Source organism: Ruminococcus sp. D54t1_190329_F1 (assembly GCF_015551645.1).
GTDB classification, from domain to species: domain Bacteria; phylum Bacillota; class Clostridia; order Lachnospirales; family Lachnospiraceae; genus Blautia_A; species Blautia_A faecis.
Map to the genome: position 1 here is coordinate 1 of NZ_JADNDC010000001.1, position 20,473 is coordinate 20,473.

General features: G+C 43.6%; 19 protein-coding genes. 13 read left to right on the forward strand and 6 right to left on the reverse strand.

Annotated features, from left to right (window positions below; genetic code table 11):
• Positions 1 to 547: 547 nt before the first annotated feature.
• Positions 548 to 2,329, forward strand: coding sequence for a 1,4-alpha-glucan branching protein GlgB (gene glgB / locus I2D69_RS00005; protein ID WP_173734835.1), 1,782 nt, complete (start codon positions 548 to 550; stop codon positions 2,327 to 2,329).
• Between the two features lie 168 nt (positions 2,330 to 2,497).
• Here the strand turns inward: glgB and I2D69_RS00010 are convergent, their stop codons facing one another.
• Entirely contained in the window at positions 2,498 to 2,866 is a 369-nt protein-coding gene (locus tag I2D69_RS00010; protein WP_118578152.1) for a metal-dependent transcriptional regulator, read from the reverse strand.
• A 448-nt stretch (positions 2,867 to 3,314) separates the two neighbouring features.
• Between I2D69_RS00010 and I2D69_RS00015 the strand changes: the two genes are divergently transcribed.
• The 4 genes from I2D69_RS00015 (at position 3,315) to I2D69_RS00030 (ending at position 7,945) form a co-directional block, all read left to right on the forward strand.
• Positions 3,315 to 4,322 carry an aldo/keto reductase gene (locus I2D69_RS00015; RefSeq protein WP_207741776.1) on the forward strand — a complete coding sequence of 336 codons (1,008 nt, stop codon included), beginning with the start codon at positions 3,315 to 3,317 and terminating at the stop codon, positions 4,320 to 4,322.
• 121 nt (positions 4,323 to 4,443) lie between these two features.
• Complete coding sequence (locus I2D69_RS00020; protein ID WP_173770986.1) at positions 4,444 to 4,965, forward strand: GNAT family N-acetyltransferase; 522 nt, start codon at positions 4,444 to 4,446, stop codon at positions 4,963 to 4,965.
• 176 nt (positions 4,966 to 5,141) lie between these two features.
• On the forward strand, positions 5,142 to 6,002 hold the full coding sequence (locus tag I2D69_RS00025) for a class I SAM-dependent methyltransferase (RefSeq protein WP_202017079.1): 861 nt from the start codon (positions 5,142 to 5,144) through the stop codon (positions 6,000 to 6,002).
• Positions 6,003 to 6,169: 167 nt separating this feature from the next.
• On the forward strand, positions 6,170 to 7,945 hold the full coding sequence (locus I2D69_RS00030) for a methyltransferase domain-containing protein (protein ID WP_195379187.1): 1,776 nt from the start codon (positions 6,170 to 6,172) through the stop codon (positions 7,943 to 7,945).
• Between the two features lie 183 nt (positions 7,946 to 8,128).
• On the opposite strand, the gene I2D69_RS00035 is transcribed toward I2D69_RS00030, so the two are convergent.
• The 4 genes from I2D69_RS00035 to I2D69_RS00050 all read right to left on the reverse strand — a co-directional run bounded on the left by I2D69_RS00035 (position 8,129) and on the right by I2D69_RS00050 (position 11,465).
• The gene (locus I2D69_RS00035; RefSeq protein WP_148461101.1) at positions 8,129 to 8,875 is read right to left on the reverse strand and encodes an amino acid ABC transporter ATP-binding protein; all 747 of its coding nucleotides are present in this window, start codon (positions 8,873 to 8,875) and stop codon (positions 8,129 to 8,131) included.
• Positions 8,876 to 9,350: 475 nt separating this feature from the next.
• Positions 9,351 to 9,848: a hypothetical protein gene (locus I2D69_RS00040; RefSeq protein WP_195379188.1), complete on the reverse strand. Its 498-nt coding sequence runs from the start codon at positions 9,846 to 9,848 to the stop codon at positions 9,351 to 9,353.
• 2 nt (positions 9,849 to 9,850) lie between these two features.
• The gene (locus tag I2D69_RS00045) at positions 9,851 to 10,534 is read right to left on the reverse strand and encodes an amino acid ABC transporter permease (protein WP_148461103.1); all 684 of its coding nucleotides are present in this window, start codon (positions 10,532 to 10,534) and stop codon (positions 9,851 to 9,853) included.
• 70 nt (positions 10,535 to 10,604) lie between these two features.
• A complete protein-coding gene (locus tag I2D69_RS00050; protein ID WP_195379189.1) occupies positions 10,605 to 11,465 on the reverse strand; it encodes a transporter substrate-binding domain-containing protein in 861 nt (286 codons plus the stop codon).
• 209 nt (positions 11,466 to 11,674) lie between these two features.
• Here I2D69_RS00050 and I2D69_RS00055 point away from each other — a divergent pair, with 209 nt between their 5' ends.
• The 7 genes from I2D69_RS00055 (at position 11,675) to I2D69_RS00085 (ending at position 18,309) form a co-directional block, all read left to right on the forward strand.
• Positions 11,675 to 11,794, forward strand: a complete 120-nt coding sequence (locus tag I2D69_RS00055) for a nucleotidyltransferase domain-containing protein (protein WP_173769342.1) — start codon at positions 11,675 to 11,677, stop codon at positions 11,792 to 11,794.
• Between the two features lie 57 nt (positions 11,795 to 11,851).
• Positions 11,852 to 12,790: a LysR family transcriptional regulator gene (locus I2D69_RS00060; protein WP_195379190.1), complete on the forward strand. Its 939-nt coding sequence runs from the start codon at positions 11,852 to 11,854 to the stop codon at positions 12,788 to 12,790.
• Positions 12,791 to 13,017: 227 nt separating this feature from the next.
• A complete protein-coding gene (locus I2D69_RS00065; RefSeq protein WP_195379191.1) occupies positions 13,018 to 13,962 on the forward strand; it encodes an ABC transporter permease in 945 nt (314 codons plus the stop codon).
• The gene (gene nikC, locus I2D69_RS00070; RefSeq protein WP_226814808.1) at positions 13,959 to 14,948 is read left to right on the forward strand and encodes a nickel transporter permease; all 990 of its coding nucleotides are present in this window, start codon (positions 13,959 to 13,961) and stop codon (positions 14,946 to 14,948) included. The genes I2D69_RS00065 and nikC overlap by 4 nt, the downstream gene beginning before the upstream one ends.
• Before the next feature lie 146 nt (positions 14,949 to 15,094).
• Positions 15,095 to 16,633, forward strand: coding sequence for an ABC transporter substrate-binding protein (locus tag I2D69_RS00075; RefSeq protein ID WP_195379192.1), 1,539 nt, complete (start codon positions 15,095 to 15,097; stop codon positions 16,631 to 16,633).
• Between the two features lie 123 nt (positions 16,634 to 16,756).
• Complete coding sequence (locus I2D69_RS00080) at positions 16,757 to 17,551, forward strand: ABC transporter ATP-binding protein (protein ID WP_173718167.1); 795 nt, start codon at positions 16,757 to 16,759, stop codon at positions 17,549 to 17,551.
• Entirely contained in the window at positions 17,548 to 18,309 is a 762-nt protein-coding gene (locus I2D69_RS00085) for an ABC transporter ATP-binding protein (RefSeq protein ID WP_173718166.1), read from the forward strand. Before I2D69_RS00080 ends, I2D69_RS00085 begins: the two co-directional genes overlap by 4 nt.
• 361 nt (positions 18,310 to 18,670) lie before the next feature.
• Here the strand turns inward: I2D69_RS00085 and I2D69_RS20540 are convergent, their stop codons facing one another.
• Positions 18,671 to 18,793 (reverse strand): DUF6783 domain-containing protein, encoded by a 123-nt coding sequence (locus tag I2D69_RS20540; RefSeq protein WP_347708370.1) that lies wholly within the window; start codon positions 18,791 to 18,793, stop codon positions 18,671 to 18,673.
• Positions 18,794 to 18,892: 99 nt separating this feature from the next.
• Between I2D69_RS20540 and I2D69_RS00090 the strand changes: the two genes are divergently transcribed.
• Positions 18,893 to 20,473 carry an ABC transporter substrate-binding protein gene (locus I2D69_RS00090; protein ID WP_195379193.1) on the forward strand — a complete coding sequence of 527 codons (1,581 nt, stop codon included), beginning with the start codon at positions 18,893 to 18,895 and terminating at the stop codon, positions 20,471 to 20,473.

Below are 20,473 nucleotides of genomic sequence, written 5' to 3' on the forward strand. Positions count from 1 at the left end.
CTTTGTTTGCAAAACAGCCCTAAGAATGTGCAAATACTTCATAGAAATTATAAAAGCCGCTAATTTCCGGCAAGATTTCCATAAACTTTCGTTTCCGATACAGTATAGGGAAACCAATCACTCACTCACCCCACCTGTTGAAAGTTACTATGTACAAATAAGTCCAGCCAGTACACAGCATTCGGGCAATGGTGATTGCTCCAGCGAGCCATTTCAGGCGCGGTTTTAGCGTAGGCGAAATCCACTGCTTAGGTCGACTTAATCGTGAAGGCTCTCCTGAACGATTTAGTCGCAGTTAGCAGTTAGTTCGCTGGAGCGTTGCGCCGGCGAGTGAGCAATCACCATTGTCCGAGTGCGTCCGCCTTGAACAACTTTCAACACACTAAATAGGTTATAAAGAAATCCGACACATTTCAAAAAACGTTGGAAATCCAACTAATGTCTTTTTTCGTCGGTAGCAATTTTTTATTTACACAATTATACTTATTATACAGAGAAAAACAACTACTGTCTAATATCTTTTTATAATGAATGGGAGAGCAAAAACATGGATTTTTACAACTTTTATACAGGAAAAGAATTTGAAGCATATCAGTACCTTGGTGCTCACGTATGGGATGGCGGAACCACCTTCCGTACATTTGCCCCGGCAGCGCAGCGAGTATCTGTAATTGGTGAGTTCAACGGCTGGACAGAGACTCCTATGAACCGCGTTCATGATGGCAATTTCTGGGAATGCACCATGAATAATGTAGGCTCTGACCTGATGTATAAATACAGAATTTACCGTCAGGACGGCTCCTTCGTGGACCACGCAGACCCCTATGCTTTTTATAGCGAGATGCGTCCAGGCACTGCTTCAAAGACCTATGCTCTTGGCGGTTATGAATTTGGCGACAGCAAATGGCTGAAAAACCGCAAAGCAAGCTACGACAAACCAGTAAACATTTATGAAATGCATTTTGGCTCCTGGAAAAAACGAGGCGAAGGACAGGAAGACTGGTACACCTATGAGGAACTGGCACCGATCCTTATCACCTATTTGAAGGAACACGGCTATAATTATGTGGAGATCATGCCTCTCTGTGAGTACCCATGCGACGAATCCTGGGGATATCAGGATACAGGATATTTCAGTCCAACCTCCCGCTATGGCAAGCCGGAAGAATTGAAAGCATTTGTAGACCAGTGCCACCAGGCTGGAATTGGGGTCATTCTGGATTTTGTTCCAGTGCATTTTGCAGTGAATGATTATGCGTTGGCAGAATATGACGGAACAGCCCTTTATGAATATCCAAACATGGCAGTTGGCCGCAACGAATGGGGAAGCTGCAATTTTATGCATTCCAGAGGAGAAGTTTGCAGTTTTCTGCAGTCCTCTGCCTATTACTGGATGAATGAATTCCATTTCGATGGCCTTCGCATGGACGCAGTAGGAAATCTGATTTACTGGCAGGGGGACGCAAGCCGTGGAGAAAACCTGGCAGCTCTGAAATTTATCCGTACCATGAATCAGGGCTTAAAGGAAAGAATCCCTGACTGCCTCCTTTTTGCCGAGGATTCCACTCCATATCAGGGTGTGACAAAGCCGGTATGGGAGGGCGGACTTGGATTTGATTACAAATGGGATCTTGGATGGATGCATGATACTCTGTCTTATTTTCAGGCAGATGCAAAAGAAAGACAGGAAAAATATCACAAGCTGACATTCTCTATGATGTATTTTTACAATGAGCGCTATATCCTGCCGCTGTCCCATGATGAGGTTGTCCACGGAAAGGCAACCATCGCCCAGAAGATGAACGGTGGTTATGATGGGAAATTTCCACAGGCAAGAGCTTTCTATATGTATATGTATGCGCACCCGGGTGCAAAGCTGAATTTCATGGGAAATGAGCTGGCACAGCTGAAAGAATGGTGCGAAAAGGATGAGTTGGACTGGATTTTGCTGAAATTCCCTGTTCATGAAGCATTTCATAAATTCATGGCAGATCTGAACCAATGCTATCTGAAGAACAGTGCTTTTTCCCAGAGAGATTTCAGCCAGGATGGTTTCTCATGGGTGGATTGCCATCAGGAGCAGAAGTGCATGTATCTGTTTGAAAGAATCAGTGGGGATCAGAAAATTTTGGCTGTGTTCAATTTCTCCGACGAAATCCAGGAATATACTTTGGAAAAAGATTATGACGGATATGAGCTTCTCCTTGCAAGTGATATGGTGAAATATGGCGGTAAAAAGCGCTACACGAAAAAAGAAAAGGTAATTACAGGCGGAAAAGCAGTATTTAAAATGGGACCATTTTCTGCCAGATATTATCTGGTGAAATAAGGAAAAGTATATAAATAAAAAAGACCTGTATCCGGATAAAATTCTACAATGATGGAATCTTGTCATTGGTTTTATCTGGAGTACAGGTCTTTATGATTGCTGCGTACAGCAGTCAATGAGCTTCTGTAATTGTAAGAAAATGCAATGCAAAAACGCAATGCGTATAATTTATTTACCAGGAGAAAGATGCTCCTTGATAGCGGTAAAGCTCTCTGGACTGATGACATGCTCGATACGGCATGCATCGGAGGTTGCAGTTTCCGGATCAACACCCAGACTGATCAGCCAGGAGGATAAAAATTCATGTCGCTCATAAATCATATCTGCAATCTTCTGTCCGGATTCGGTAAGATAAATATATCCTTCTGGAGTGACAGTGATATGGTTCTTTTCACGAAGGTTCTTCATAGCAACACTGACGCTTGACTTCTTAAATCCAAGTTCATCAGCAATATCAACGGAACGCACAACAGGTTTCTTTTTGCTGAGAATAAGAATGGTCTCCAGATAGTTCTCAGCAGATTCATTAGATTTCACGATAAATCACCTCAATTTCTTGCTTGTGTAGCAGTACAAGTATAATACCTATAGAATACCATAGTTTACCGTTTGGGGCAATTATTTTTTTGAAATAATCCCTGCTGTTCAATTCTGTGTTGCGGTTTGTAGTCAACAATCTGCCAGTTGTTTGTTATTGCTTATTGGTAACGTTCCGGTTACTGTTCACTCCGTGACCAGTAACGCGCTTCGCAATGCACAGAAAGACGAACCTTCTTGTGACAAGCACAAGAAGTAGCGTTTGCTGCGCAAACTTAATTCTCGGGTTTTCTGTGAACTTTGTTCTCAAAAACACCTCGCGGAATATTACCAGTGAACAGTAACACGTTCCGAACAGTAATACCATAAACAGTCATATTTTCCAATGACAAATTATTTTCCGGGTAGTATACTAAAACTAATTATCGTTTTCAGGGAGGTTTTTATTATGTACATTGCTTCAAAGGAACGTTACACCATAATGGAATACAACCGTTGTGGTGACAGCGGACTTATGCTGCCGAAGGTGTCACTGGGATTGTGGCATAATTTCGGAGATACAGCGAATTTTGAGAATATGAGACAGCTGTGCTTTACTGCTTTTGACAATGGAATTACCCAGTTTGATCTGGCCAATAATTATGGACCGGAGCCGGGGAGTGCAGAGATTAATTTCGGCAGGATTCTGAAAGAAGATCTGGGAAAATACAGGGACGAGCTGATCATTACTACCAAGGCAGGATATGAAATGTGGGATGGTCCTTATGGGAACTGGGGCAGCCGCAAGTATCTTCTGGCAAGTCTTGACCAGAGCCTGAAGCGTATGGGACTGGAATATGTAGATATTTTTTACCATCATAGAATGGACCCGGAGACCCCTCTGGAAGAGACCATGGGAGCGCTGGCCAGTGCAGTGCAGAGCGGAAAAGCCTTGTATGTGGGACTTTCCAATTACGATGGAAAAACACTTTCACAGGCAGCGTCGATTTTGCAGGAAATGCATTGTCCTTTTGTAATTAATCAGAATCGTTATTCTATTTTTGACAGAACTGTGGAGAAAAATGGACTAAAAAAGACCACAGGAATTCTGAAAAAAGGTCTGATCACTTTCAGTCCTCTTGCACAGGGACAGCTTACAGACCGCTATCTTAATGGCATTCCGGAGGACAGCAGAATTCGTACCGATGGCAGATTTTTGAAGGAAAGCAATCTGACTCCAGAGCGTTTGCTACAGATCCGGGAGCTGAATGATATGGCTGCAGGGCGTGGCGAGAAGCTTTCGGAGATGGCTCTTGGCTGGCTGCTTGCACAGCAGGAGGTGACCAGTGTACTCATTGGAGCATCACGACCACAGCAGATCCTTGATAACATAAAAGCAATCCACTGTGCACCATTTACGGAGGAAGAGATTGTGAGAATTGATGAAATTGCGGCTGAAAAAATACAGCCAGTATGATCATGAAATCCCAGATATATCCAGGAGTCTGACAGCTATGAACAGTATTAAAAAGAAGCAGATAGGGCTTTTTACGAGACGAAGAAAAACATTATATTTTGCATAAGGAGAGTGACAGAAAATGATAATTCGAAAGGGAACGCAGGCTGACCTTGCGTCTGTGGAACAGCTTTACAATGACATTCATACGGCAGAAGAAACAGGTCAGCAGACCATTGGCTGGATCCGTGGTGTGTATCCTACAAGAGCTACGGCACAGGCCGCATTAGATGCCAAGGACTTGTTTGTTCTGGAGGATGCAGGTAAGCTCCTGGGAGCGGCCAGAATCAATAAAGCGCAGGTGGATTCTTATGCAGAAGGCGATTGGGAATTCGCAGCCAGGGATGAGGAGGTTTGCGTCCTTCACACTCTGGTAGTTTCCCCTTCCGCTTCTGGAAAAGGCTATGGAAAGAAGTTGGTAAAGTTCTATGAGGATTACGCTTTAAGCCATGGCTGTCCGGAGCTTCGAATGGATACTAATGCAAGAAATGCCGTTGCAAGAGGGCTGTATAAGAAGCTTGGATATAAGGAAATCGGGATTGTGCCTACAGAATTTAACGGGATACCGGATGTGCAGCTGGTGTTGTTGGAGAAGCACTTGTAATAGTTGAAATTCCCTTAATTTAGACAGCTTTTTAAAGAAAAAAGAGCAGGCGAGTTTGTAGAGATACAGATTTGTCTGCTTTTTTTATATAGAGTTCCATCCCCCCGGGGGGCTTGCGGAAGAAAACTGGTTTTGATAATATTTTAACATTGGAGTTTAATGCGGAGGATTTGAAATTGGATAAATTACTGGATGAAATAGAGAGTTATTGGAGCACCCGGACGGAAGGGTATTCTGAGGTGAATGAAAAAGAATTGAAGGGAATGCAGAAAAAGGCATGGCTGGAGACTCTGGAACGCGGATTTTTTGGAAAAAGGTCTGGGAAAAATGAGGATTCAGAAAACAATTCTGTGGAAAAAGAAGTTTTCGAAGAAGAATTTTCTGAAAAACAACATACAGACAAATATAAGGACCACCTGAGAATTCTGGATATCGGTACTGGCCCAGGCTTTTTCCCTATGATCCTTGCGGAAGCAGGATATCATGTAACAGCCATAGATTACACTCCGGGAATGTTGGAAAAGGCTGCAGAAAATGCAGCGAAATTTATCGGAGAAAAGAGCCGGAATATTGAATTTAAAAGAATGGATGCCCAGGCATTGGAGTTTGAAGATGAGAGCTTTGACGTGATCATTTCCAGAAACCTGACCTGGAATCTGCCCCATCCGGAAATGGCTTATAAAGAGTGGCTTCGGGTTCTGAAAAAAGGTGGAAAGCTTTTGAATTTTGATGCCAACTGGTATGGATATCTCTATGATGATAAGAAGCGTGAGGCTTACGAGAACGACCGTAAAAATGTGGAAAAAGGAAGCTTGGATGACCATTATCTGTGCACAGATATTGACCGAATGGAGAAAATTGCGCTGCAGGTTCCGTTGTCGGAGACCAAGCGTCCGGGATGGGATGTGAAGGTACTGGAAGCGCTTGGAGCAGCGCAGATTCAGGTGAATGAGGACATCTGGCAGCAGGTATGGAGCGAGGAAGAGAAGCTGAATTATGGATCTACACCCATGTTTATGGTGGAGGCTGTAAAATAGAAAAAGATATTATCAGTGATATACAGAAATTTGTACGAATTTAAAGATAAGTAAAGCGGTGTTGGTTGTAAGAATGAAGTATTAGAGTATTTAAAAAATAGGATAAGTTTTTATTGAATCGTAAGGAAAATTATTTGTAAAGATATTATTGGAAAAGGTAGAAAATAATGAGTGAAATAATAAATATAGGTGGCTTAAGTGCGGCACCAGGGCAGCGTGTCCATGGTTTTATTTCCATTGGAAATGGTAGATTTTCTCTTCCTGCAACAATTGTCAGGGGCGAAAAACCAGGTAAAACAGCTCTTATCACAGCTGGTATCCACGCTGGAGAATATGTGGGAATCCAGAGTGCCGTAGAGCTTGGAAGAGATTTGAAAATTGAGAAAATGACAGGAACAGTGATTATTGTAAAGGTAGTGGCGAGGGAAGAATTTGAAAACCGTCACGGTTCTCTTTGCAGAGCGACAGGTGAGAATCTGAACCGCCTTTTTCCAGGAAAAAAAGAAGGTACCACATACGAAAAACTGGCTTATGCAGTAGTTGAAGAGCTGCAGAAGGTGGCAGATTTTTATATTGATCTTCACAGCGGTGACGACTATGAGAAACTGACTCCCTATGTGTATTATGCAGGTAAAGCAGCCCCGGAAGTGATGAAAATTTCCCGTCAGATGGCAGAGCAGGTGGATGTTCCTTACATGGTAAAATCTGAGGTATCGTCTGGTGGAAGCTATAATTATGCAGCATCCTGCGGCATTCCTTCCGTTCTTCTGGAGCGGGGCGGAATGGGAGCCTGGGAGACAGAAGAAGTGCGTTCTATGAAGCGTGATGTACGCAGTATTTTACGGTTCCTCGGTATTTATGACGGTCATAGAAGTATGCGGAAATATTATCCGTTAAACGTAACGGATGTGCAGTATCAATCTGCCTCTTATACGGGACTCTGGTATCCCCAGAAGAGGGCAGGAGACCTGTTTACAGAAGGGGAAATCCTTGGATATGTAAAGGATTACGAGGACAATATTCTGGAAACCTGTACCTCCTATGGGGATGGAGTGATCCTGTATCAGACTGGTTCCCTGCAGGTGATTAAGGATGGTCCGATGGTAGCTTATGGCCGGATCAGTTATGAGGAAGACGACCGAAAAGAGAAGATTGCGGCCTACTGGACCAAGCGAAGCGACAGCTTTCTGGAGCAGAGAAGGGCAGAGTTACATAGTCCGCTGGCAAAGAGATGGCTGGAAGAAATTGAGAAATACCTACCTAAAAAGGCATTAAGTCCTGAAAAAAAAATTGAGGATGAAAGCAAGGAAAGAAAAGATGCAGTTGCAAAAATTAAGGAAAAAGAGACTGGTAATGGTAAACTTAAAATCCTGGATGTGGGCTGTGGAACCGGTTTCTTTACAATCCTTCTTGCAAAACAGGGACACCAGGTAACAGGCACCGACCTTACTCCGGATATGATCACAAACTCCCGGATCCTTGCCAAAGAAGAGCAGGTAACATGCGACTTCCAGGTGATGGATGCGGAGCATTTAACTTTCCAGGACGAGAGCTTCGACGTAGTCATTTCCCGAAACCTGACCTGGACCTTACCAGAAGCAGCCCAGGCTTACAAAGAGTGGTCCAGAGTATTAAAACCAGGCGGACTTCTCCTGAATTTTGATGCCAACTACGGCGCCACAAACTTCGCCGAAACCTCCGATCTCCCGGAAAACCATGCCCACAACCAGCTTGGAAATTCCCTGATGCAGGAGTGCGAAGATATTAAACGTCAGCTGCCCATCAGTTCTTACCTCCGCCCTGCCTGGGACGTGGAAGAGCTTGGAAAAACAGGAATGGAGCAGATTTCCATTGATCTGGGGTTGAGCAGACGGGTTTATAAAGAGAAGGATGAATTTTATAATCCAACTCCGATGTTTGCCATTGCAGCAAAGAAAGCATAAAAGCGGAGCGTATGCTTCACGATATGCGAATTGAGTAGGTTATGGGAGTGCAACGGACGAAACAATCCGCAGGTATCATAGTTATACAAGCCTGAAAAATATATGGTGACATAAAAATGTGCCCGGAATTTATTTCCCAGGCACATTTTTTGGAAAAAGGGATATCAAAATAAAAGAAAGTTATCAAATCACATAATCCGAACTTGTCATATGGAGGAATGCCATCGTTTTCTCACTCTTGGGCTGTGAGAAGAACTCTTTGGATGGTCCCTCTTCTACGATAACACCGTCCTCCATGTAGACTACCCAGTTGGCAACTTTTCTGGCAAAATCCATTTCGTGGGTGACTACGACCATGGTGCTTCCTTCTTCGGCAAGCTTTCTCATAACATCCAGAACCTCGCTGGTAAGTCTTGGGTCAAGGGCGGAGGTTGGTTCGTCGAAGAGAACTACTTCCGGATTGTAGGCGATGGCTCTTGCGATAGCTACACGCTGTTGCTGCCCACCGGAAAGCTGGTCCGGATAGAAGTTGGCGCGGTCTGCCATGCCTACTTTTTCCAGCATTTCCATAGCTTTTTTCTTCGCTTCTTCCGGAGAATTCTTACGGGCAATGGTAAGACCCTCCAGTACATTGTCAAGTGCTGTTTTGTTGCGGAAAAGATTGTATCCCTGGAAGACAAAGCCCATTTTCATTCGTAACTGCCGGATCTCTTTCCTGGTAACAGCAGTGATATCTTTGTGGAAATCATCGAAGGTGATTTCTCCTTTATCTGCCTGCTCCAGAAAGCTGATACAGCGGAGAAGGGTTGTCTTTCCAGAACCGCTGTTTCCTAGAACTGCGATCACAGAACCTTTTTCAACTTTGAAATCAACACCTTTTAATACTTCGTTTGATCCGAATTTTTTATGGATATTTTTTACTTCCAGCATATTTTTTTCTCACATTCTTATATAGAAATTTGGTAATTGATAACAGGGTATTATGAAGAAGCTTAAAAGTCTTTCTTCTGTAGTAAATGATATAAAATACGAGTTGTTCACATATGGTGATGCTGCCGAAGGCGACATTGATTATACTTCGATCTTTAAAATATCATTAAAGTAGTTATTGGCAACCATTAGCACACCCATAGCTGTGATAACTACGATTTCTTCTTCTTTAAAAGTCTTTCTTCTGTAGTAAATGATATAAAATACGAGTTGTTCACATATGGTGATGCTGCCGAAGGCGACATTGATTATACTTCGATCTTTAAAATATCATTAAAGTAGTTATTGGCAACCATTAGCACACCCATAGCTGTGATAACTACGATTTCTTCTTCTTTAAAAGTCTTTCTTCTGTAGTAAATGATATAAAATACGAGTTGTTCACATATGGTGATGCTGCCGAAGGCGACATTGATTATACTTCGACCTTTAAAATATCATTAAAGTAGTTATTGGCAACCATCAGCACACCCATAGCTGTGATAACTACGATTTCTTCTTCTGTAAATTCTTCTTTTAATTCAGTATAGATTTCATCCGGAATGTTTTTCGGATCTTTTGCAAGAGCGCGGCCAAAAGAAATAAGTAATTCTTCCTTCTTTGTAAATTGAAAATTGTCGAAATCAATACCATTATCTTTCAGAAGCTTTCTGAAATAAGTACTGCATACCAGGCAGTCATTTTCTTCGGAAATTGCATATTCAAAGAAGTCACCGGCTCTTTTTCCAATCAGTCTCTGCAGTTCCCGGTCGAGGGAGTAGGAGCTGTCTTCAATGGCTTTAAAGGCTTCTGCATTATGGAGAAGAGTAAGCTTTTCATTAGTGAGCCTGTATCCTTGTGCAAGATGGTTCCTGATTACTTCTTTCTCTTTTTCGCCTGCTGTTTCCGGGTCAATTTTTGAAATATAAGACATGATTATTCTCCTTTCACTGGTGCTGGAGCATTCCATACCAGCTTTTTCTCAAAATAGTTTTGTACCCATGTAAGTACGGTACAGATCATAAGGTAAATAACAGCAGCCTCGCAGTACAGGGCGAAGGGCTCGTAGGTTCTGGCGGCAATCTGCTGTGCGGTGGTGAACAGCTCCACAACTGTGATACTGGAGGCAAGGGAAGTGTCCTTGGTAAGTCCGATCAGTGAGTTAAACAGTGGTGGAAAAGCGATTCGGAATGCCTGGGGCATTACAATCCTGGTCATGGTCTGGCGGTAACTCAGACCCACCATATAAGCAGCTTCTGTCTGTCCTTCTGGTACCGCCTGGATTGCAGATCGGAAAATCTCAGCGTTGTAAGCGCCAAGGTTCAGGGCAAAGGCAATCACAGCGGATGGAAAAGCGTCCAGGATAATTCCGACAGACGGCAGGCCAAAGAAGATGATGAACAGCTGTACAATAAGTGGGGTTCCGCGGAAGACCCATATGTAAAATCTTGCGAACTGCTTCAGTCCTTTTACATTGGCAATCTGTACCAGGGCCAGAAAAAGGGCGATGATGCAGCCAAAAACAAAGGATAATAAGGTAAGGGGGATTGTAACTTTTATTCCGGGTATGAGGATTCTGGTGAAAGAAGATACCAGAATCCCTGCTAAACGTTCACTCATAATTGTTTCCTTTTACTTTCAATTGTTGGATGATTGTCTGTTGTTCTGGACAACAGCTGTGGAAAAGTAATTAGTTTTCATCAGTGCTTTCTGCTGTTGCATCCTCAGAAGCGGTGTCTGTATTTGCTGCATTTTCATCCTGCGGCTGTGTGAAGTCTGTGCCGAAGTAATCCTCAGAAAGCTTGCTTAAAGTTCCGTCTTCTTTCAGTTCGTTAATGGCGTTCTGAACTGCATCATATAAAGCTGTTTCTCCTTTCTTGATCGGGACAGCGTAGGTATCTACAACGTCCGGAATTACGAAAGCAACTTTCAGATTTGCATCCGGGTGCTGCTGAAGGTATTCATTGAATACAACAGAGTTAAAGGTTGTGAAGTCGGCACGTCCGGATTCAATCAGGGAAACCGCTTCGTCAGCTGTGCTGATCTGTACAAGAGAGGCACCGGCGTCTTCCAGAATATCAAGGTAAGCGGTTGTGGCAGTGTTTGCTACTTTTTTTCCATTCAGAGAAGCCATATCTACGATATCATCATTATCCTTAGCTACTACGATCTGCTGTGTGATGTAGAAATATGGTCCTGCGAAATCGTATTTCTCTTCACGCTCAGGTGTGATACTTACTGCATTGATAACTGTATCAAGACGTCCACTGTCGATTCCTGCAAGAAGGGAATCCCAGTCAGATTCTGTGAAATCTGCTTCCACACCAAGCTTGTCTGCAATTGCCTTTGCTACCTCCACGTCAAATCCGGTAAGCTCTCCGTTGTCGTCATGATAGGTGTATGGAGGATAGGTTCCTTCCACACCGACTTTCAGTTTTCCTGATTCCTGAATCTGTGCAAGCTCGTCATCAGCTGCATAAGCCATACTGCATGTTGCCAGAACTCCTGTTAATACTGCTGCAATTCCTAAAGTCAAGATGCTTTTTCTCATAATTGTATCCTCCTCTTATTTAGTTTCCTATTTAGTAACTAGGATTAATATGAATTGAATGATAGCATAGAAATCTGGTCTTGTCTAATATGGAATAAAGATAGCTGGCTATAGGGAATTCCTATAACCTGCTTAAATTGAAAGTACACAGCTTGACTTAATAGGAAGATATGGTAAAGTGGAAGAAAGAAATCTGGTGGGAGTGAGGCTTGATAATTCTCTTTGGGGCAAGGGCGCGTGGAGATTTCAAAAGGACGAGTGACATTGATCTCGCAGTCAGTGGAGGGGATTTTTGCAGGTTTGCACTGGATGTAGATGAGGAAACATAAAAACAGAACGAAAGCAGATGTAAAAAGACTGAAGTTTTCGCCAGAGAGGGAATAGCTATGTTAGATCTGAAGCAACTGAAATATTTTATAGTGTGTGCTGAAACTGGCTCTATCAGCGAAGCTGCCAAGCTTCTTTATACGACTCAGCCCAGTGTGAGCAAGGCAATCAAAGCACTGGAGGAAGAAATGGGGATTGTATTGTTTGAGCGTATGCCAAGGGGTATTGCGCTTACGGCGAAAGGCCGGGAGGCATACCGATATGCGTGCAGGATCATAAATGATTCCCGGATACTGGAAGAGATGAGCCATGGGAATATGGCAAAATATCTACGGATTTCATTGAATCCCAGTTCCTGGTTTACGAATCAGTTTGTGGAGTTTTATAAGGAAAATTATGACAAGGATTATCATTTTGAAATCTATACAGCCGGTGTGCGCACGGTCATGGAACGTGTTCGGGATTACCTTTCAGACATTGGCTTTGTATACGTGATGGAACAGCAAAAAAAGGAATTCCAGTATGAGCTGGCGAAAAACAAGCTGGTTTTTACCGTTATGCAGGAAAGTACGGCGACATTTTATCCGGGAAAGTTGAATATATTGGATCAGGAAGCAGCTGACAGAGAGAAAGCACAGACCGTAAATATGGAAGCGATGAAGAACTTCCGATTTATCCAGAACTTCCGTGATGAGTTTCTGGAATTGGGAGAGAAAGAAAAACGTAGTGTGTTCAGCTGGGAAAATCTGAATGTTTCCATTATTACAAACAGCGACTACATTATGGAAAAGATGTTGAAAGAGACCGGACTTTGCAATATCAGCGGCAGTTATCTTTCCAATGATAAAAAGGCAGCAAACAAAGGCATTCCGCTGGAATTCAAAAAGAATAAGGTGGTTTTCGGATACATCAGAAGAAAGAATGACGAGACGGATGAGCTGATGGAGGAATTGCTGGGATTTTTAAGGGAAAAATTGAAGCTGGAGAATGGCAGCTGAATATGAAAGGGATAAAAGAAAAACGAAGCAGAATCGGCTAAAGGAATGTGTGCCGGTCTTCGAAAATAGAGAAAAGGTATTCCTGAAAATTGAAAATATATTCCAAATAAGAATAGCTTATAACCCCCCGGGCGGGTTGTAGGCTGTTTTTTATTTTGCTAAACTACACCGTGGAATGAAAGAATGAGTAAAAACCTACTTGTACAGTATGAAATGGAGATACCCAAATGAAGAAATATGCAATCAAACGTATCCTTCAGCTGATTCCCATTCTGTTTGCAATTACTTTTCTTTCTTATGGAATGATGCGTATTGCAGGAAGTGATGTTGTAACGCGGAAAATGGAGAATACAGGAGGGGTAGTATCAGAGGCTGCACTGGATGCGGCAAGAGAAGAGCTGGGGCTGGATAAGCCATTTTTAACCCAGTATTTTGTATGGCTTGGAAAACTGCTTTGTGGAGATATGGGGAACAGCTATGTATCAGGATTTTCGGTCTTTGATACTTTTATATCAAAACTGCCGGCAACCCTGCTTCTTACGGTGACTTCCATTCTGCTTACTATTATTATTTCGATTCCTTTGGGAATTCTGTCAGCGGTGAAGCAGAATACAATTGTTGATTATCTGATTCGTTTCTGCAGTTTTATAGGAAACAGTCTTCCTAATTTCTTTGTATCACTTTTGCTTATGTATTTTCTTGCAATCCGGGTCAGGATTTTCCCTGTTATTGCCAAGGATGTGAGTCTGAAAAGTGTTGCAATGCCGGCCATAACCCTGGCCATTGCCATGTCTGCGAAATATCTGCGGCAGGTAAGGGCTACTGTGTTAGATGAGCTGAGTAAGGATTATGTAGCAGGCGCCCGTGCCCGTGGGGTGAAGTTTTCTGTTACCTTATGGAAAAGTATTATGAAAGCATCCCTGGTTACGGTCATTACCCTGTTAATGCTGTCAGTGGGAAACCTCCTTGGCGGTACGGCAATTGTGGAGTCCATCTTTATGTGGGACGGTGTTGGAAAAATGGCAGTAGATGCTATTTCCATGCGCGATTATCCCATTATTCAGGCGTATGTTATGTGGATGGCGATCATTTATGTGCTGGTGAATCTGCTCACAGACCTGTCTTACCGGTTCCTTGATCCGAGAATCCGTCTGGGAGGTGCGAAGCAGTGAGTGTAAAAAAAATGGACGAAGTGCCAGAAAAGAAAACGGAAAGTAAAATACTGGCAAAGATGGGTAAGAAAGAACAAGGTAGATGTCAAAAAGAAAGTGTAGTGCTGAAAAATGGGCAAAGCACAGATAATGGAAAGCACGTAACCGTGCGTGTGCAGAGGATTAGAAAGATCCATATAAAACAAAAGCTGATAATTTTCAGCGTTCTGGCTGTCTGTCTTGTAGTCCTGGCAGTTTTTTCAGACCATCTCTGTCCTTATGACCCTTACGCCCAGGATCTTTCCAGCGCCCTTCAGGCACCCAGTCTTCAGCATCCAATGGGGACAGATACTTATGGCAGGGATATGCTGTCCAGGGTGATCAGCGGAGCAAGAGCCAGTATTTTTTCCACTTTTATACTGGTGGCTGTGATTTCCATCTTTGGTACGATTGTGGGATTATGCTGTGGCTATTATGGCGGAATTCTGGATTCTGTTATGATGAGAATTTCTGATGTCTGTCTGGCATTTCCAGGGCTGGTGTTTGCAATGGCGATCGCGGCCATTCTTGGGGGAGGTATCCAAAATGCTATTATTGCGCTGGCAGTGGTCAGCTGGCCAAAGTATTCACGTATAGCCAGAAGTCAGACACTGGCTTTGAAAGAGGAACCTTACATCCATGCGGCGATATTGGCTGGGGACAGCTCTGCTCAGATCCTTGTTAGACATGTTCTTCCCAATATGATCGGACCGGTTCTGGTAACAGCTATGCTGGATATTGGAACCATGATGATGGAGCTTGCAGGACTTTCCTTTCTGGGTCTTGGAGCGCAGATTCCAATGGCTGAGTGGGGAAGCATGATGAGCGGTGGACGAAGTATGATCCAGACATATCCATGGGTGGTTCTGTCGCCGGGAATTGCGATTTTTATATCGGTGGTTATTTTTAATCTGCTGGGAGATACCGTCCGGGATTACCTGGATCCGAAGAATAGCCGGATCAAGTGATGCGAGACAGTCAGAGGCTGAAATACGCGGCTTCCAAAACACAATTTTGGACTCTTTTGTGCTGTCAAAGCGGAAATGAAATATGTAAGCTTTGGAAAAAAGCATGTTAAATATAAGAGTATGAATAAACACGAGGAGGAATGTAAATGAAAACAAAGAAGATTCTTGGAATTGCACTGGCTGTCTGTATGACAATGGGATTAACTACAGTGCCCGCAATGGCGGAAGATAAGAAAACATTTGTATTTGGTGATACCACCTTTAATGCGGAGAATGAAGAAGCGGATATCAATCCACAGAACACCTACGCCGGCTGGGCCTGCATCCGCTATGGTGTCGGCGAAACCCTGTTCCGCTATTCTGATACCATGGAAATTGAACCATGGATTGCCAAAGAATATGAAAATGTAGATGAGCTGACCTGGAAAATTACTTTGAACGATGGTGTTGTATTTTCCAATGGGCGTGTCTGTGATGGACAGGCGGTAAAGGAAAGCCTGGAGTCTCTGGTTGAAAATCATGAAAGAGCAGCGGGGGACCTTTGCATTGACAGTATTGAGGCAGATGGAAATGTGGTTACCATTAAGACCACAGAGCCGAAACCGGCATTGATTAACTATTTAAGTGATCCCTATGGCTGTATCATTGATGTACAGGCCGGAATTACAGACAATGGAATTGTAATCGGCACGGGTCCTTATGTGGCTACAGATCTGGTAACGGACGATCATCTTACACTTGTAAAAAATGAAAACTACTGGAATGGGGATGTAAATGTGGATGAAATCACGGTTCGAACCATTTCCGATGGAGATACACTGGCATTTGCACTTCAGGCAGGTGAAATCAATGCTGCCTATGGTATGGCATATGCAAGCTATCCTTTATTTGAGAATGATGATTTTACGTTCTCCAGTGCTGCAACAAGCCGCGCATTCTATGCATGGATGAATTTTGAAAGTACGGTAACTTCTGATCCGGCAGTCCGCAAGGCAATTGCCATGGGAATTGACAAAGAGAGCTTCGTATCCGTACTTCTGAATGGATACGGATATCCGGCAGTTGGTGCATTCCCGGATACTTTTTCATTTGGCGGACAGAATCTGACTACAGAGAGCTATGATCCGGATGGAGCCAAAAAGGTTCTGGAGGATGCAGGCTGGGTTGATTCAGATGGTGACGGAATCCGTGAAAAGGATGGCGAGAAGCTTGTGATCCGCTGGCTTACCTATCCAAGCCGTCAGGAGCTTCCGCTGCTGGCTGAGTCAGCTCAGGCAACTCTGAAAGAGATTGGTATGGATGTTCAGGTTAACTGCACATCTGACAGCAATACCATCCGCAAAGATCCTGCGCAGTGGGACGTATACGCAAGTGCCATGGTAACAGCCCCAACAGGAGATCCGGAGAATTTCTTCACAACCTGTGCTTTGGATAACTCTGTTTCCAATAATGGACATTATCACAGTGATAAGCTGGAAGAGCTTGCAAAAGAGCTGAGAAAAGAATTTGATGTGGAAAAACGTTCTGAACTGGGAATTCAGATGCAACAGACCGTTCTGGATGATAACGCTTATGTGTTCTGTTCTCATCTTAAAATGAGTATGATCATGCAGTCAAATGTAACCGGTCTTGTGGCCCATCCTTGTGATTATTATGAGCTGACAGCAGATCTGGATATTAACTAAGGAAAAATACGCTTTGTGAGTCTGACCTGCCTATGGTGCAAATGAGAGCCAGCTGCCCTGTATGGATAATACACGCAGCTGGCAGAAATATTTTTGGGATATCAAGGAGGAGTTTGCGCGACAATGGAGAATAAAATACTGATCTATGATTCGGTGGAGATATCCTTTGATGGGGAAGCGGTAGTCCATGATGTAAGCTTCTCGCTTACACCGGGCGAAATCCTGGGGCTTGTAGGAGAATCCGGAAGTGGTAAAAGTACACTGATCAAAGCTGCTATGGGACTTCTTGGTTCAGGAGGCCTGGTAACCAGAGGCAACATCTGTTATATGGGACAGAATATTCTGGATATTTCAGAGAAGGAAAAAAGAAAAATCCGGGGAGCAGGAATCGGCATGATTTTTCAGGATGCAGGAGCCTCGCTTTGCCCCATCCGTACGATTGGTGACCAGATTTATGAGAGTATGCGCGCCCATAAGAAAGTGAGCAGAAATGAAGCAAAGGATCATGCCATGGAATTGTTTGAAAAGCTGAATTTTAAAGACAGCCAGCGCGTGTGGGACAGCTATCCCTTTGAATTATCCGGCGGAATGAACCAGAGAGCAGGGATTGCCATTTCCATGCTGATGAATCCACCGATTCTTTTGGCTGATGAACCTACAAGTGCATTGGATGTATCGGTTCAGCGCCAGGTAGTAAGAGAAATGCTAAAGCTCAGGGAATTGTTTGGAACTGCAATTATAATTGTCACCCACGATATTGGTGTAGTTCGTGCAATGGCAGATACTGTTCTGGTTCTGAAAAATGGAAAAATGGTGGAATATGGAGAAGCGGAAAAGGTGTTGAACCATCCACAGGATCCCTATACGAAGAAGCTGCTGGCAGCAGTTCCAAGGCTTAAGAGAAAGGAAAGATCATGAACACACTTTTGGAAGCTGAACACTTAACGAAGGTATTTGCGCAGAGGGGAAAAGAGCCTTTTAAAGCCGTGGATGATGTAAGCTTTTCTTTGCAGGCTGGAGAAACACTTGGAATCGTCGGCGAATCCGGCTCCGGAAAAAGTACACTGGCGAAGATGATCACAAGGCTGACAGACATTACAGATGGTACTTTGAAATTCCAGGGAAAAGACATTACGAAATTGAAACAGAGCCAGTTAAGGGACGTATATGGAAATATCCAGATGGTTTTTCAGAATCCGGCAGGTTCCTTTGACCCAAGAAGAACTTTGGGGGACGGAATCGGAGAGAGCCTTCGAAATCGTGGCATGAAGAAGACTGATATCGCAATAAGGGTAAAAGAGCTTCTGGAACAGTGTGGCCTTGATGGAGAGTTAGCAAAAAGATATCCACATGAGGTCAGTGGAGGACAGTGTCAGAGAGCCGCAATTGCAAGGGCACTGGCCGTAGAACCGAAGGTGCTGATCTGCGATGAAGCTACCAGCTCACTGGATGTGACCATTCAGAAGCAGATCATGGAGCTTCTGGAAGAGCTGAAGGATACACATGGCTTATCCTTTATATTTATCTGCCATAATCTTGCACTTGTACAGAGTTTCTGCGATAAGGTGCTGGTTCTGTATGACGGAAAAGTGGTGGAGAGCGGGAAGCCGGATGATATTATCAATGAGCCGAAAGAGGCGTATACAAAGAAGCTGGTGGATGCAGTATTTGAGTAAAATAAGCACAGAAGAAAGCCCTGCCGGGCAGGATTGCACTGCGATGAAAGGGGAGTTGCCGTTCGAGGCAGCCCGCCGCAGTCGGAGAATCCTGCAAGCAGGATTTTTTTTCTTGAAATTTCCTTGTAAGATATTCCATAAAAGCAGAAAAATATGCAAAATTGGAATGGGTAAATATCCCCCTGGGGAGCTTGTGATACCTGTTGATTCTGGTACAATAGGTTTCAGCAGCAAGGCAGAAAACGCCTGAAATGCGAATTTTTATACATAGTTACATGTAACACCTCCACTCATTATTACATGTAAATACAGACCTTCTATAGAAAGACAGTTATAGGACAAAAGCTTATAACTGCCTTTCTTATCTGGAGCGTATTTGAAAAAATTCCGCAGTCTGCACGCCCCACTTTGCGGTATATTTCACCCGGATTCGGGCAAAATCTCCACAAATTGTGATGTACATCTTGCAGAAAGCCTTTTTCATACACGCGCTGAGAAGAAATGAGGGATGGGAGAAAAAAGAATCAGTAATCTTCAGAAAATAATATTTCTGCTGATAATAAAAACAAGAGGGAGAACTGCTATGAAAATCAAGAAAGTAATCAGTTTATTATGTACAGCGGTCATGCTGCTGGCTGTACCAGCCGGGAATGTTTATGCGGGTGCGGAGGATCAGTCTGTGGTAGTTACAATGCCAACCACATCAGAACCGGAATCCGGTTTTGATCCGGCTTACGGATGGGGAGCCGGAGAGCATGTTCATGAGCCATTGATCCAGAGTACCCTGGTTCGTACCACCAAGGACCTTGGAATTGAAAATGATCTTGCCACAGAGTATTCCTGCAGTGACGATGGTCTTACCTGGACAGTAAAAATCCGTGATGATGTGAAGTTTACAGATGGAGAGCCATTGACCGCCTCTGATGTTGCTTTTACCTTTAATACCTGTCGCGATGAAAGCTCTGTAAACGATTTTACCATGCTGAAGGAAGCAGTTGCAGTGGACGATACGACAGTAGAGTTTCATATGAATGAGCCATATTCCATTTGGCCATACACCATGGCAATTGTAGGAATCGTACCAGAGCATGCCTATGATGAAAATTATGGACAGAATCCAATTGGTTCCGGACGTTATATTATGAAGCAGTGGGACAAAGGACAGCAGGTTATTTTTGAAGCAAACCCGGATTACTACGGAGAAGAACCAAAGATTAAAAAACTGACCGTGCTGTTTATGGAAGAAGATGCAGCCATGGCAGCGGCAATGTCCGGACAGGCAGATGTAGCTCACACAGCAGCATCTTACAGTGACCAGGAAATTGACGGGTATGAACTCCTGAGTGTGGCAACTGTGGATAACCGTGGTTTTAATCTTCCATGTACAGAACCAGAAGAAAAGGACGGTATCACATATGGAAACAGTCTGACTTCCGATGTGAAGGTACGACGTGCAATTAATCTTGCTATTGACCGAGAAGAGATGATCAAAAATGTACTCAATGGTTATGGAACAGTAGCCTATAGCGTTTGCGACAAAATGCCATGGTACAACGAGGAAGCTGTTACAGAGTATGACCTTGATGCAGCGAAGGCTCTGATGGAAGAAGCAGGCTGGATTGAAGGAGATGACGGAATAAGAGAAAAAGATGGAGAAAAAGCAGAGCTTACCATTATGTTTTCAAATGGAGATTCAGTGCGTCAGGCACTTGCAGAAGACTCTGCCAATCAGTTGCGTGAGCTTGGAATTGATGTAACTACTTCTGGTGTTGGCTGGGATACCGCCTACGATCAGGCACAGTCAGAACCGCTTATATGGGGATGGGGAGCACATAGCCCTATGGAGCTTTACAATATTTATCACACCATCAAAGATACCGGAAGTGCGGAATATTCTCCATATGCAAATGAGACAGTTGACAAATACATGGACGAAGCACTTGCAAGCAGCAATCTGGAAGAATCCTACGATCTCTGGAAAAAAGCCCAGTGGGACGGAAACACAGGAATTACACAGGAAGGGGATATTCCGTGGATCTGGCTGTGCAATATTGACCATCTTTATTTTGTACGTGACGGTCTGAAAGTGGCAGATCAGAAATTACATCCTCATGGCCATGGCTGGTCTATTGTAAACAATGTTGACCAGTGGGAGTGGGAATAA

What these genes read in the sequence shown, in the direction of transcription:
- I2D69_RS00020 (WP_173770986.1), top strand. Translation starts at nt 4,444, where the DNA reads ATGATAATTCGAAAGGGAACGCAGGCTGACCTTGCGTCTGTGGAACAG.
- glgB (WP_173734835.1), top strand. Translation starts at nt 548, where the DNA reads ATGGATTTTTACAACTTTTATACAGGAAAAGAATTTGAAGCATATCAG.
- I2D69_RS00030 (WP_195379187.1), top strand. Translation starts at nt 6,170, where the DNA reads ATGAGTGAAATAATAAATATAGGTGGCTTAAGTGCGGCACCAGGGCAG.
- I2D69_RS00045 (WP_148461103.1), bottom strand. Translation starts at nt 10,534, where the DNA reads ATGAGTGAACGTTTAGCAGGGATTCTGGTATCTTCTTTCACCAGAATC.
- I2D69_RS00090 (WP_195379193.1), top strand. Translation starts at nt 18,893, where the DNA reads ATGAAAATCAAGAAAGTAATCAGTTTATTATGTACAGCGGTCATGCTG.
- I2D69_RS00060 (WP_195379190.1), top strand. Translation starts at nt 11,852, where the DNA reads ATGTTAGATCTGAAGCAACTGAAATATTTTATAGTGTGTGCTGAAACT.
- I2D69_RS00015 (WP_207741776.1), top strand. Translation starts at nt 3,315, where the DNA reads ATGTACATTGCTTCAAAGGAACGTTACACCATAATGGAATACAACCGT.
- I2D69_RS00075 (WP_195379192.1), top strand. Translation starts at nt 15,095, where the DNA reads ATGAAAACAAAGAAGATTCTTGGAATTGCACTGGCTGTCTGTATGACA.
- I2D69_RS00035 (WP_148461101.1), bottom strand. Translation starts at nt 8,875, where the DNA reads ATGCTGGAAGTAAAAAATATCCATAAAAAATTCGGATCAAACGAAGTA.
- I2D69_RS20540 (WP_347708370.1), bottom strand. Translation starts at nt 18,793, where the DNA reads ATGAAAAAGGCTTTCTGCAAGATGTACATCACAATTTGTGGAGATTTT.
- I2D69_RS00040 (WP_195379188.1), bottom strand. Translation starts at nt 9,848, where the DNA reads ATGTCTTATATTTCAAAAATTGACCCGGAAACAGCAGGCGAAAAAGAG.
- I2D69_RS00085 (WP_173718166.1), top strand. Translation starts at nt 17,548, where the DNA reads ATGAACACACTTTTGGAAGCTGAACACTTAACGAAGGTATTTGCGCAG.
- I2D69_RS00065 (WP_195379191.1), top strand. Translation starts at nt 13,018, where the DNA reads ATGAAGAAATATGCAATCAAACGTATCCTTCAGCTGATTCCCATTCTG.
- I2D69_RS00050 (WP_195379189.1), bottom strand. Translation starts at nt 11,465, where the DNA reads ATGAGAAAAAGCATCTTGACTTTAGGAATTGCAGCAGTATTAACAGGA.
- I2D69_RS00080 (WP_173718167.1), top strand. Translation starts at nt 16,757, where the DNA reads ATGGAGAATAAAATACTGATCTATGATTCGGTGGAGATATCCTTTGAT.